8 protein-coding genes and 2 pseudogenes are annotated in these 12,388 nt (G+C 69.6%); 4 read left to right on the top strand and 6 right to left on the bottom strand.

All coding sequences use genetic code 11. The annotated features are described in order from the left end of the window. Window positions 1-432 precede the first annotated feature (432 nt). Complete coding sequence (locus BLW85_RS17655) at window positions 433-1,794, bottom strand: RHS repeat-associated core domain-containing protein (protein ID WP_341867963.1); 1,362 nt, start codon at window positions 1,792-1,794, stop codon at window positions 433-435. A 270-nt stretch (window positions 1,795-2,064) separates the two neighbouring features. On the opposite strand from BLW85_RS17655, the gene BLW85_RS17650 reads away from it, so the two are divergent. Further along, a complete protein-coding gene (locus BLW85_RS17650) occupies window positions 2,065-3,018 on the top strand; it encodes an IS481 family transposase (RefSeq protein WP_107409137.1) in 954 nt (317 codons plus the stop codon). Here BLW85_RS17650 and BLW85_RS17645 read toward each other — a convergent pair. Then, a pseudogene (locus BLW85_RS17645) lies at window positions 3,013-5,760 on the bottom strand (DUF6531 domain-containing protein); the annotation flags it as partial. The gene BLW85_RS17650 and the pseudogene BLW85_RS17645 overlap by 6 nt on opposite strands. Beyond that, the gene (locus BLW85_RS17640) at window positions 5,744-6,109 is read right to left on the bottom strand and encodes a hypothetical protein (RefSeq protein ID WP_074992550.1); all 366 of its coding nucleotides are present in this window, start codon (window positions 6,107-6,109) and stop codon (window positions 5,744-5,746) included. The gene BLW85_RS17640 and the pseudogene BLW85_RS17645, both read right to left, overlap by 17 nt. Before the next feature lie 104 nt (window positions 6,110-6,213). Between BLW85_RS17640 and BLW85_RS17635 the strand changes: the two are divergent. Then, a pseudogene (locus BLW85_RS17635) lies at window positions 6,214-6,780 on the top strand (leucine zipper domain-containing protein); the annotation flags it as partial. Window positions 6,781-7,169: 389 nt separating this feature from the next. Here the strand turns inward: BLW85_RS17635 and BLW85_RS17630 are convergent. Then, a complete protein-coding gene (locus tag BLW85_RS17630) occupies window positions 7,170-7,739 on the bottom strand; it encodes an NAD(P)H-dependent oxidoreductase (protein WP_070024456.1) in 570 nt (189 codons plus the stop codon). 524 nt (window positions 7,740-8,263) lie between these two features. After that, window positions 8,264-8,857: a DsbA family oxidoreductase gene (locus tag BLW85_RS17625; RefSeq protein WP_074992549.1), complete on the bottom strand. Its 594-nt coding sequence runs from the start codon at window positions 8,855-8,857 to the stop codon at window positions 8,264-8,266. A gap of 300 nt (window positions 8,858-9,157) precedes the next feature. On the opposite strand from BLW85_RS17625, the gene BLW85_RS17620 reads away from it, so the two are divergent. Beyond that, the gene (locus BLW85_RS17620) at window positions 9,158-10,447 is read left to right on the top strand and encodes an IS701 family transposase (RefSeq protein WP_244174873.1); all 1,290 of its coding nucleotides are present in this window, start codon (window positions 9,158-9,160) and stop codon (window positions 10,445-10,447) included. Window positions 10,448-10,495: 48 nt separating this feature from the next. Here the strand turns inward: BLW85_RS17620 and BLW85_RS17615 are convergent, their stop codons facing one another. Beyond that, window positions 10,496-11,155 carry a ScbR family autoregulator-binding transcription factor gene (locus BLW85_RS17615; protein WP_070023791.1) on the bottom strand — a complete coding sequence of 220 codons (660 nt, stop codon included), beginning with the start codon at window positions 11,153-11,155 and terminating at the stop codon, window positions 10,496-10,498. A 215-nt stretch (window positions 11,156-11,370) separates the two neighbouring features. On the opposite strand from BLW85_RS17615, the gene BLW85_RS17610 reads away from it, so the two are divergent. Next, window positions 11,371-12,387 (top strand): ScbA/BarX family gamma-butyrolactone biosynthesis protein, encoded by a 1,017-nt coding sequence (locus BLW85_RS17610; RefSeq protein WP_244174872.1) that lies wholly within the window; start codon window positions 11,371-11,373, stop codon window positions 12,385-12,387. The last annotated feature ends 1 nt before the right edge of the window (window position 12,388 follow it).

Genomic DNA, 12,388 nt, shown 5'->3' with positions numbered 1-12,388 from the left:
GAGTCATGCCCGAGTAGTCAGGTGGAATGTCACTGATCCCGTCCACTTCGAGAACATAGAATTCTGCCTGCGTACCCGCAAGATTGAGTTGTGCGTCGGGGAAGAGATCGAACCTCTCGCGAAATGAATCGGCAGCCCGATCGGGCAGGCTGGATACTACTGTCAGGGCCATGAGGGGTACCTGTGCAGTCGAAGACCTCCATTCGAAAGATCTCAGTCCTCGCACGACAAGTAGTGCCGCGTTTCCGACGTCGAATTGCAACGAGGTGCGTAGTTCGAAGAGAAGTGCAGCCGTCGAGGTCAGCTGACACACTCGGGAGTCGAGCAGTTGGGCTTCTTGCAGGGTGTCGATCTCCCTCAAGGGGTCAGGATCGGCCACCTCGATGGAATTCGGGAGTTCGTGCCTCGCTGTAACGAGACTGTTCACTGAAATCATGGAATCGGGATATGGTTGTAGGGGTCGGCTTTGCTGACTGTCTGACCGGTTAGGGGGTTAACTGACTGCCCTGCCTTGTTCATGTAGACCACGTATCCGTTGGGGTACTGATACTTTCCTGTTGTTACCGGATCCATTACCCGAACTTGCGTAACCCGGGGATCGATCCCCTTGGTGCCAGCGGGAATATCGTAAGCCCAGCCCTTCCCTGTCGCGACTGGCGTACCAGCCGCCCCCTTAGGGAGAGGCAGTGTTTCCCCAGCAGGGCCCGTCACTGATGCTATGCCGCAGGGTGTCAGCCCGAGCGGGTCTGATATCGACAGAGGCGATGTCACATACGCGTGATGGTTGGGAGCGGGTTCTAGGCCCAGGGGGTCGGGACTGATGTATCGGGCGGTCTCGGGGTCGTAATAACGGAAGTGGTTGTAGTTCAGGCCGGTTTCTGCATCGGCGTACTGTCCAGGGAAGCGGAGCGGGCACTCCACGGCTGTCCAGTCCTCTGGCCCTACGGGGAACTCGGTTCCCCATAGCGTAGTGCGGCGCTGCCATGTCACTTCGCCATCAGTGGTGACCAGTTCGGTAGGAGTACCTACGAAATCGGTGAGGACCGCGTGGAAGCTTGTGGTGCGATCCGCGTTCGTCTCCTCGGCGAGCTGAACCAGGAAGGACATCTCCGGAGTGCGCGTGCGATACCAGTGATCGGTCTGGGCGAGAGGTCGGTGAGTACCTGGCGCATAGGCCCAGGTGGTGGCCCGCCCATCCGCCCCGGTCTGCTCTGCGAGACGGGTGTCGTCCCAGCTGAAATAAGTTACTGAAGTTGCGCGACCGTCGGTGGCCTCGCGGCGCTTGGAGATACGGCGCCCGAGTGGGTCGTAGGTGTAGTGCCAGCGCTCCTCGTCTGGAGTGACTACTGCGGTGAGGCGGTCTTCAGCGTTCCAGGTATAAGACCAGGTGCGAGTCTGGCCGTTGAGTAGTTTGCGTGTCTTGCGGACCAGGCGCCCCTGGGGATCGTATTCGTATGTGGTGCGACCCGCAGTGCGCAGGAGCGTGCCTGTGAAGGAGCGCTCGCCAGCTTCTGGGCGGCCTGGACCCGTGGCGTACGTGAGGTTGCCCGTGTTGTCGTATGCGTAAGCCTCTGACCAGCCGAGTGCACGGACTGCGGTGGTCCGGCCGACGGCATCAAGGTCGAAGCGACGGGTCCCAGAGGTGAGTTCGCGGATCTCGGTGATGTAGCCGTCAGGGCGATAGGCGTAGCTGCGGTGCTGGAGAAGAACTTCCGCGTGCCGGGCCGAGGGCGGGGAGCTCAGGGCCTGGGTGGTGAGGCGGTCGTTGACATCCCATGTCTGGTTGAGGACCACGCCGTCACCGATGCGGCGCTGGGTCTCGCGTCCTGTAGCGTCATAAGTGAAGGACAGCGAACCATGTTCCGACTCGAATCCGGTGAGGTGGCCCGCTGGGTCGTACGTCCAGTCGGAGGCGAGGCCGGTGGGCGTGACGCGGTGGGTGCGTTGTCCTAGGTGTGCTGTCCCGGGACGTTGGTGACACGCGTGCTGGGTGCTTGAACAGGTGAGGGCCTTCTGGGTTCGGTGTGGATTGCGACATCTACCGCCGACCGCCAGGAGGCCCTCGTGTCCCACCGTAACGCCCCGCTGACGCCGACTGGGAGGCTGCGTCTGGCCCGGTGTGTCGTGGACGACGGCTGGCCGCTGCGCCGGGCCGCGGAACGCTTCCAGGTCAGCCACACCACAGCCGCACGCTGGGCCAGCCGCTACCGGCAGCTGGGCGAGGCGGGCATGCACGACCGCTCCAGCCGCCCGCACCATCAACCCCGCCGCACCCCGGCTGCCGTCGAGGCACAGGTTCTGCGGCTGCGGCGCGAGCACCGGATCGGCCCGCTGCGACTCGCCGCCCGCACCGGCATCGCCGCATCCACCGTCCACCGCATCCTCGTCCGCCACGGCCTGCCTGCCCTGGCCGCCTGCGACCGGGCCACCGGCGAACCCGTCCGCCGCTACGAACGCGCCCGGCCCGGCGAACTCATCCACATCGACGTCAAGAAGCTCGGCCGCATCCCAGAAGGCGGCGGGCACCGCACCCAGGGCCGTGCCGAAGGCCGACGCAACCGCACCGGAGTCGGCTACGCCTACCTGCACACCGCCCTGGACGACCACACCCGCCTCGCCTACACCGAAGACCTGCCCGACGAGACCGCCACCACCTGCGCCGGCTTCCTACGACGAGCAACTGCCTGGTTCGCCCGGCAAGGCGTCATCGTCGAGCGGGTCCTGACCGACAACGCCTGGGCCTACACCAAGAACACCTGGCGCCAGACTTGCCGCGACCTGGGCATCAGCCCCCGCTGGACCAGGCCCTGGCGGCCCCAGACCAATGGCAAGGTCGAACGCTTCCACCGCACCCTGCTCGACGAATGGGCCTACATCCGGCCCTACACCTCAGACACCGAACGACAAGCGGCGTTCCCCGACTGGCTGGACTGGTACAACTACCACCGACCCCACACCGGCATCGGCGGCCACCCACCAGCCAGCCGCGTCACCAACCTGTCCGAACAGCACACCTAGGGCGTCGTAGGCGTAGACCATGGTGCGGCCATTGACTCTGTCGGACAGCAAGCGGCCCAATGCGTCGTAAACCAGTACGACTTCGGCGTCCGCGTTGACGGCACGGCTCAGATGGCCTCTGGGGTTGTAGGCGTACGTGGTGATGTCACCGGTCTCGGTGCGCTGTTCAATGACTCGCCCCAGGGCGTCCCGGGTGTAGAAGAGGGCCTCGTTCGCGCCGTTGGTACGGGTGGTGAGGCGGCCTGCTGCATCGTGAGCGTAGGTGATGCTGCGGCCGTTGAAATCGGTCTCTGCGGTCAGGCGGCCCGCTGCATCGTAGGTGTAGATCCAGCTTTGTCCCAGGGGATTGGTGACGGTTGTGAGCCGTAGTTCGGTGTCGTAGACGAATTCGTAGTGGGCGCCGTCGGGATCGGTGCGGCTAGCGGGGACGTCGAACGGGCCTGGAGTGTGTTGAGTGGTGTTTCCCGCAGGGTCGGTGTGGGTGAGGAGGTTGCCCTCGCCATCCCAGGTCCACTCCTCCCGAGCGCCGTCGGGGAGTCCACGCCAGGCGGGTTTGCCCTCGATGGTCCAGCCCATCCGCGTCACATGGCCGAGCGGGTCGGTGACTGTGGTGATGCGCCCGAAGTTGTCCCGATGAAATGTGGTGGTGTGTCCGAGTTCGTCGGTAACCGCTATAGGGAGCCCGGCGGAGTTGCAGGCGGTGGTCCGGGTATTGCCCAACGCGTTCGTGATCGCCGTAGGACGGCCCGCATCGTCGTACGCGTACCGTGTCTCGGCACCGAGCGGGTCGACGGTCGCCAACCGGTTGCCCCGCTCGTCGTAGGTGTGCCGCCAGACTGCCCCGCCCGGCTCGACCACCTTGGTCGGGAGGCCGAGCGCGTTGTACTCCGCCTGGGCCGCTGTGCCGTCGGGGAGAACGAGGCCGGTGAGGTTGCCGGCGTCGTCGTAGGTGTACCGCGTGGTGTGGCCCAGCGGATCGGTCACCGCGACCGGGTGGGCGCCGTACTCGTCCCACTCCGTGCGGGTGACGTGCCCGAGCGGGTCCGTCTCTTCCACCACCAGGCCCTCGGTGTTGTACCGGTGGACTGAGACGTGCCCCTGAGAGTCCGTGTACGTCGTCGTGCGTGCGGTGTCGTCGTAGGTCAGGGCGCCGGACAGGATGCCGTCGATGCCCTCGGTGCGGGTGACCCGGCCGCGGTCGTCGTAGACGTAACCGAACCAGGTTCCGTTGCGGTCGGTCCAGCGGGTGACGCGTCCCTCGGTGTCGTAGGTGAAGCGCAGGGGTTCGCCGCTGGAGTTGATGACCTCGGTGAGGTTGCCGGTGGTGTCGTAGCCGTAGCGCATGACGACCGTGCCCTCGTCGGTCGTGGTGCCCGGGCGGTAGCGGGAAGGGGGCTCGTCCAGGAGGCGCAGGGCGGTGATGCGGGGGCCCTGGGTGTCGACGGCGACGTAGTAGCCGCCGGAGTGGCGGATGCCGAACGGGATGCCCTCGTCGTCGCGTTCGACGTCGATGCGGTTGCCGTTGCGGTCGCTCCAGGAGTCCAGTGCCAGGTGGAAGACGCCGAAGGATGGTGAGGGGACGGGGGCTGCGAAGGTGCGGGTCACTCCCGTCGACGGGTCGGTGACGGTCATCGCGCCGTCCGGTTTGCCGTCCCACTCCAGCGGCCAGCGCGGGCCCTTCACCGGCATGGTCGGCACGCCCGGCTCCGGTACCGGGTAGACCAGGCGCATGCCGTCGGCCGCGGCGAAGACGACGCCCTCGCCGTCGATCTGGAGGCACTCGTCCAGGGTGGAGATCCAGGTCGGGCCGAAGCAGACGCCGCCCCGGTAGGAGGACAGGTGGGTGCGGGTGAACTCCAGCGGCAGGGTGCCCGGCAGGGCGAGGTCCGTCTGGGTCATCAGCATGGCGCCGGTCGCCACGTCGATCGGCTCGCCCACGCAAGGGGTGCGTTCGGCGTTGCGGGCCGCAGGGCCCAGGTCGACCAGGTCCGGGCGCAGCGACGGCGGGCGCAGCAGCAGGGGGGTGGTGTCGGTGAGGCCGCCCTCCATGCTCGCCTTGAGCAGGCCGCCGCCCGCTCCGAGCGCGCCGCCGAAGATCATGCCGTCCTTGGCGGCCTGGTTGACCTCGTCCAGGCTGAAGCCGTGCTGCAGCCCCGTGGCCATCTGCAGCGGCTGAGCGACAGCGAGGTCCACCGTGACCGATTCGACCCCGCCGAACGCGACGCCGACGAAGGCGCCTGCGACGATGTCGGCCACCACGGCGGAGACCCCGACACCCACCGTGGCGCCGAACTCGATGACCGCGTCCGCCGCCGCTGCCGCCGTGCCCGAGGCGATGCCCGCGGTCATGATGGCCAAAGCCACACCACCCGCGATCACGGCCGCGTCGATGGCGATCCGCGTCCAGAGCTTGTTGATCGCGTCGTCGATGGCGTCGGCGAACTTGTCCAGCGCACCCGCCATATCCCGCGAGGACTTGGCGAGATCGCTCAGCCAGCCGCCGCTCTCGCCGGTGGCGTAGCGGCCCCAGAACTTACGGAACGCCTCGATCGACTCACCCGTGTTGTTGTGGATGATGCCGGACGCGCTGCGGTGCACCGGGGAACGGACGTCGTCCACGGAGTCGGCGAACGCACGCCAGGCTTTCGCGGCGTCCCGAAGCTTGCCCGAGTCGGCCTCCGGCCACCACAAGCCCAGGTCGAGAAGGATGTGGCGGGCCTTGTCCTCAATGCTCACCGGCACCGTCACTCGGCTTGTCGGTCTTCACTTCCGTGAACATGCCGGCGATGAGTTCGTCGTTGTCCACGTGGCCGTCCGCCATGTCGGTCATGGCCTCGTGAATGCTCGTCAGGCCGAGCACCAGGATGCCCGCCGCGCCCTCGATCTTCTTCTGGTGCGGCTTGTAGACGCCACCGAACTGGTTTCCCTGCTTGTCGTGGCCCCAGGGCTCGCCCAGGCCGTCCAGGGTCTGAATGAGCGTGGTCAGGGCCTTGCTCAGGTCAATGGCGCCCTGCTGGAAGGCAGGTGCCGCCGCCTTGATGTCGGCGGTCTTGATGTCCAGTACCTTGCCGGGGACCTTGCCATCGCCCATGGATACCCCTGCCTCGTTCGCAGCTGCGGCTTCCGACACTAGGGCGGCAAGTTCAAGTGAGACCCATGTCGGGGTAATGCAGAAGTAACACCCTTCTGTCAGGCGTGACTTCAGGCCAAGGCACTGTTCGCGGCAGGCGACTGCTTGTCGAGCGTGTCGGCGCCGGCCGCCCTGTCGCGCATGTTGCGGCCGAGATGGGCATCTCCCGCGCAACCGCCCACAAGTGGCTTTGTCGCTGGCGGACGGAGGGCGAGGCCGGCCTGCACGACCGTTCCAGCCGCCCCCTGACGACACCGCACCGCACTGCGCCGACGGTGGAGGCGCAGGTGTGCCAGCAGCGGCGGATACGCAAACTCGGACCGGCCCGCCTCGGCCCGATCCTGGGCCTGCCCGCCTCGACCACCCACCGCATCCTGGTCCGTCACGGCCTGAACCGGCCGGCCCACCTGGACCGGCCCACCGGCCAGGTCATCCGCCGCTACGAACGCGACCGGCCCGGCGAGCTGGTCCACGTGGAGGTCAAAAAGCTCGGCCGCATCCCCGATGGCGGCGGCCACAAGGTCCTGGGCCGCCAGGCCGGCCGGGCCCGACGCAGCAACGTGGGCTTCGACTATGTCCACTCCGCTGTCGACGACCATTCCCGCCTGGCCTACAGCGAGATCCACCCGGACGTGCTGGCGCTCGCCAGGTGAGGAGATGAGCGGGGCGACTACGACCCAAAACCCCGGCAGCAGCGGCAACGTTGACTCGGGCTAGACCGCGACGCGGGCCGATGCGCGGTTGGCCAGTACGAGGCGCACGGCCTGTTCGTGGATGACCAGAGCGCGGCGGCAGAACGTATCTAACAACTGGTGGACAACAGTACGTTGGGCTTGACGTCCGAAACGAGGGGCTGGGGCCGCGCCGAGCGGGACGCGGCTGCAGCGTTTGGAGGCGTCACATGGCATCAGGCCTGAGCTGCGACGACCGAAGTTTCCAGAGATCCCGTGAGGGCGGGGAACGCCACCGGGGTGGCGGTCCATGACAGGGTAGCGGATCGGCGTGGGGTGCGGGTCGGCTGTCAGGCCGCGGTGGGCAGGGCGGGGGACGCCAGCAGGGTTCGGTAGCGGGCGGCCTCGGCCGCCACGTCGGCGTCGGTGAGGGTGCGGGTGCCGTGGACCACGAAGGGCGGGGGGAAGTCCATGCCGCACAGGTTGGCCGTCGCCTCCAGTGGGCGCAGCAGTTCCCGGATGGTGAAGCGGTTGTAGCCCTCGGGGCCGTACGAGGAGGCGGGGCCGCCCGTCGTCGTCACCACCTGAAGGGTGCGGCCCCGCAGCGCGGTGCCCTCGCTGCCGTAGGCGAAGCCGTGTTCCAGGACGTCGTCCAGCCAGCGCTTGAGCAGCGGCGGGACCGAGTACCAGTAGAACGGGAACTGGAGGACGATCCGCCGGTGCGCGGTGAGCAGCCGCTGTTCGGCCGGTACGTCGATGACGCCGTCGGGATGGGCGCGGTACAGGTCGTGCACCCGGACGCCGGGTACGTCCCGCGCCGCCCGTGCCAGGGCCGCGCCGACGCGTGAGGGCTGCTCGCCCTCGCCGGCGCCGTCCCGGTCCGGGTGTGCCCACACCACCAGCGTGCCGAACCCGTTCATGACTGTCTCCTCCGTACGGCCGGGGCGGCGTGCGACCGTGGTCCGCGCGGACCCGGCCACGACGGCCGCCGTCGTGTCCTCGGCGGCCGCCGGCGGCACCCGGCGCGCCGGCGGCCGCCACCAGTGTCGGTACGGCGGGTCCCGTACCAGGAGTCGTTCGGGCCGGTTGCGGCCTACCTGGCCAACTGGGGCAAGTCGTGACGGCCGGGGCGGCGTGTGGTTCGGATGGGTCTCCGCGGTGCTGTGCGGGGGCCTCTCGCGTGGGTGAGCGGATGACTTTGCGGTAGGGATCGTCGGGGCGGAGGGGGAGTGCGGTCGTGGGGACGGACCGGGAGGATTCGGGGCGGTGCTTCGTGCGGGGTCCCTGCCGGCGCCCCCGGGGAGGACGATCCGCGCCGTCTCCCCTTCCCGCGCCACCGCCCTGCGTCGATCCCGGCCGCCGCGAGCGGCGCGGCCGGGATCGGTGACGGGGCCGGGGTCCCCGGAGCCCGGGGAGCGTGCCGCCGTGGCCCCGGCCCGCCGGTCTAGCCCGCCGCCTCGTCCAGCGCCTTCGTCAGCAGGGCCGGTTCCGGGACGCCGTGGAAGCCGTCCAGGCGTTCGCCCGCGACGGAGATCACCGGGACGCTGGTGATGGCCTCCCGGTCGCGGGCGTGGTCCAGGGCGTCGAGGTGGCGGCGGGTGTAGCGCGGGGAGAGGACGGCGTCGCGGAAGCGGCCGGGGTCCAGGCCGGCGTCGGCGGCCAGGCGGGTCAGTTCGACCGGGTCGGAGATGTCCCGCCACTGGTAGTAGTACGCGGTGAACAGCCGGTCGTTGTAGGCCTGTCCCGCCCCGCAGTCCAGCGCGTACTGGTAGCCGACGAAGGCCAGGCGCGCCCGGCGCAGCGGGTTCTGCGGCGCTCCGGCGAGCGGCACCTCGTAGCGGGCGGCGAGCGGTGTGACCAGCCGGTTCCAGGCGCCCGGCGGGTACTCCCCGGCCTCCTCGACGCAGTGCGGGTTGGTCTCGAACGGATGCCAGACGCAGGTGACGTCGCGCCCGGCCACGGCCTCGGCCAGCAGTTTCCGCGCGATCAGGCTGAACGGGCAGATGTAGTCGAACCACACGTGCACGGTGACGCTCACGGCACACCTCCCTGGGGGCCGGGCAGTCCGTCTGCCGGGCCGCGACGGTACGCGCCCCGTCGTGGGACCGGTGTTCCGCGCGCGGGGCCGCGCACCCGCACGTGAGCATGCGGTCTGTCCTCCTCGCCGTCCCAGTCGAACGGGCATTCCCGTGCCCAGAGTCGGGAGATAGCAGAGTCTCGCGGAGCCGCGGTGCGCACTTTTAATTCGTTCTTGAGGGTATTATTTTTTGGATGTCTTCGCTCCTGCGATGACGCACCACAGAGCAACCGGCGTCCAGCAAGCTGACCTGGAGGGGACGTGCTTGACGAGCACCTGCACCACACCGTGTCAGTGCCACCGTCGTCCGTGTGGACGGCTCGGCTCCCGGGTGCGCCGCACGGGCCGGGCCGCCCGCTCACGGTCGCGGACTTCACCGAGGAGGTCTTCGCTCATCTGCCACGGGCCGACCAGCGCCGCTGGGCCGAGGTCTACCTCGCCGGCCTGCTCACCACCCGGGGCAAGAAATCCATCCGCAACCTCGCCCTGACCGTGCCCCGGTCGGCGACGGCGGCCCAGTCGCTCCAGCAGTTCATCAACTCCAGCCCCTGGCCGTGGGATCCGGCGCGGCGCGCGATCGCCGCCCAGGTGGTGGCCCGGATGCCGGTGGCGGCCTGGGCGACCGGTATCGCGGTGATCCCCAAGCGCGGCGAGCACTCGGTGGGCGTCCACCGCCGGTTCGTGCCGGAGGCCGGCCGGACCGTCAACTGCCAGCTGGGGATCGGGCTGTTCCTGTCCTCGGGCGACATGAGCGTGCCGGTCGACTGGCGGCTGCTGCTGGACGACCGCTGGTGCGGCGACGAGCGGTTGCGTTCCCGGGCCCGGCTGCCGCTGTCCGCGGCGGCCGAGCCGGTGAGCCGGCATGTGCTCGGCATGGTCGACGCGCTCGCCGGGACCGGTCTCACACCGCCCGCGCCGGTCGTCGCCGACCTGCGCTGCACCCCGGAGGCGGGCCCCCTGGTGGCCGGACTCGCCGCGCGCGGCCTGGACTTCGTGGTCGAGCTGCACCCGAGCCAGGCCGTGCTCCCCGCCGCGCCCGCCGCGGCGCGCGGCACCGAACAGCCCCGGCCACTGCCCGTCGGCGAGTACGCCGGGCGGGGCGAGCGCGCCCGGCCGCCGCGGGTGATCTCGGCGGGCCGGACGGACGGCCCGGTGCGCCACCTCGTGGTCCATTCCGGGCTGGTGCGGCTGCCCGTGCCGCCCGAGCCGGGGCGCACCGCGCCGCAGCCGGTGTACCGCCTGCTGACCCAGTGGTCGGCCGCCGAGCGCCGGCCGATCCGCTTCTGGCTGACCGCGCCGACGGACAGACGCGCCGACGAGATCCTCTCCCTGGTACGGCACTCGGTGCGCACGCAGGCCTCGTTGAAGTCCCTGGAGCGGGACTTCGGGCTGCTGGACTTCGAGGGCCGGTCCTTCCCGGGCTGGCACCACCACATGACGATGGTCACCGCGGCGTACGCCCTGCACCGCCTCGGCGGGGTGCCCGCGGACATCGTCGAGCCCGCGGACATCGTGGAGCCCGCGGCGGCCGACGGCCGCAGGCTGGCGTGACGGTTCGTGGGGCCGATGGACCGGTGGGTGCGGCGGGCCGGCGGGGGGTCAGTCGCGTGCGGCCGGAGCCAGGACGGGCAGTGCCTGGATGATCTCCTCCGTCCGCTCCACGATGTCCGACCAGCCGTGCTGTACGCCGGAGATGTGCTGCGCACCGAAGAGCGCGGAGCGCAGCACACGGGCCAGCGCCTCGGGGTCGGCCTCCGGCGGCAGCGCGCCGTTGGTGCGGCACTCCGTCAGCAGTTCGGCCAGCACCTGGGTGAAACCGACGTAGGGCGTGGGCAGTTCGGACTCGATCGCCCACTGCTGGATCTGCAGTCGGCTGCCGGCCTGGGTGAGCGGGTCCTCGTGGAAGGAGCGGGCGGTGTGCCGCAGCAGTTCCACGACCTTGCGCGCCGGGGTCGCGTCGGTGTCGAGCACCGGGCGCACGGACGCGAGGAGCGCGGTGTAGAACTGCTCGGCCACGGAGACCGCGACGGCCTCCTTGTTGGCGAAGTGGAAGTAGACGGCGCCCTTGGTCACGCCGGCCTGTTCGGCGATGTCCAGGATCGTCACGGACGGGTAGTCCCGCTGCGCGAAGACCTCGGCCGCCGCCTTCAGGATCGTGTTCCGGGTGCGAACGGCCCGGTCCTGCTTGAGGCGGGGCTCCTGGCGGCGGGTGCCGGTCCTGCGGGTGGCGGGAAGCGGGGGTGCCTGGTCCTTCGTCATGTGCGTCCTTCGTCCTCGGGGCGCTCTCCGAGAGTCCTCTCACCCCCTCCTGCCTGGGGAGACGGCGACTCCGGGAAACGACTGCTTGCTAAATACCTTCTCAACGGTATATTTTCTTCAGCGAAGTTGATCTGTGCCTTCGGGCTTCTCGGAGTCAACCTTCTTCTTCCAGGGGGACCATGATGCGCCAGCGTACGTCCGCGACAGCAAGTCCCTTGACGGCCACCTCGGCCTTTTCCGCAGGGGCCGTCGCGTCCACGCAGGCACTCCACTACGCACAGGCTATCCCACGCACCCTCGTCCACCGCGCCTCCGTCGCCGAAGTCTTCCTCACCGACGCGGCCGCGGACGGGCCCGACCGTCTCCTGGTCGCCGCCCAGTGGCCCCGGGACCACGCGCTGTACCACCCCGACGCGGACGGCACCAGCGATCCGCTGCTGTTCGCCGAGTCCATCCGCCAGACCCTGCTGTACGTGGGGCACGGCCGGCTCGGCATACCGCTCGGCCACCGTTTCGTCGGCCAGAACACCGGCTTCGAGATCTGGGACCGGGAGCCGCTGCGGGTCAAGGGCGCGCCCGTCCCGGTGGTCCTGGAGACCACCTGGGACTACGACGGCAGCCGGGCACCCAAGCGGTACGACGTACGGCTGGAGATGGCGCTGTCGGTGGACGGCGTGCGGTGCGGGCGCGGCCACATCGAGGCCTGTGTGGTGGACGAACGGCGGTACCAGCTGCTGCGCCGCCGGGTGGAGCGGCCCGCGGCCGGGCCGTCCGGGCAGCCGGAGGCGGCGCGGCTGATGCCGCACCGCGTGGGCCGGCTGCGCGCCAAGGACTGCGTGCTCGCGCCCGGGGGCGGCCCCGGTGAATGGTGGCTGAGACTCGATCTGAACCACGCGATCCTGTTCGACCACCCCACCGATCACATCCCGCAGGCCGTGATGCTGGAGGGCTTCCGCCAGCTCGGGCACCTCTACGTCCACGAGCGCGGGCGGGGCGCCCCGGACGACACGCTCTACGGCCTCGTCGGCGCGCGGGTGGACTGCCTGGCCTTCGGTGAGCTGGACATGCCGACCCGGCTGTCCGTGACGCGGGCCGAGTCCGCGAACGACGGCACCCGCGAACTCGTCGTCAGCGCCGTCCAGGGTGAACGGCGCATCGCCGAGGCGGTGTTGAACTGGGCCCCGGCGCGGGTGGCCGCGCGCGCCGCCGAGCCGGTGCTGCAACTCGTCTGAA

Origin of the sequence: Streptomyces misionensis, from assembly GCF_900104815.1 — a bacterium.
In the GTDB taxonomy this organism is placed as follows: domain Bacteria; phylum Actinomycetota; class Actinomycetes; order Streptomycetales; family Streptomycetaceae; genus Streptomyces; species Streptomyces misionensis.
The sequence above is the reverse complement of the archived record's forward strand: the minus strand, read 5'-3'. Positions and strand labels throughout refer to the sequence as shown.

Coding starts and splice junctions, on each gene's coding strand:
- BLW85_RS17640 (WP_074992550.1), bottom strand. CDS start 6,109: ATGGGCGATGGCAAGGTCCCCGGCAAGGTACTGGACATCAAGACCGCC.
- BLW85_RS17630 (WP_070024456.1), bottom strand. CDS start 7,739: ATGAACGGGTTCGGCACGCTGGTGGTGTGGGCACACCCGGACCGGGAC.
- BLW85_RS17615 (WP_070023791.1), bottom strand. CDS start 11,155: ATGACGAAGGACCAGGCACCCCCGCTTCCCGCCACCCGCAGGACCGGC.